At 71.5% G+C, this 200-nt stretch carries 1 pseudogene; it reads right to left on the bottom strand.

Annotated elements, in window-relative coordinates:
• Positions 1-200, bottom strand: a pseudogene (locus tag B3446_RS08075) (FAD-dependent cmnm(5)s(2)U34 oxidoreductase); the annotation flags it as partial.

The raw sequence follows: 200 nt of genomic DNA, 5'->3' as shown, positions 1-200 counted from the left end.
CTGGCCCGCAGACGACACCTGCTCGGCGCGGCCGGGGATCACCGCCGCGCCGGACGCGGACAGCAGCGCGTCGATCAGCAGCCCCGGCTGCACCAGCATCCCTTGCGAAAAGAACACGCCGCCACGCGCGACAGGCAGCCCGGCCAATGCGCTGGCTTCTTCCCGCGACACCTGGCGCACCCAATCCGACGGAAACGCCA

Source organism: Achromobacter sp. UBA5777, assembly GCF_002418565.1.
GTDB lineage: Bacteria > Pseudomonadota > Gammaproteobacteria > Burkholderiales > Burkholderiaceae_B > Achromobacter > Achromobacter animicus.
Note: the sequence above shows the minus strand (reverse complement) of the source record. Positions and strands in the feature narration are given on the sequence as shown.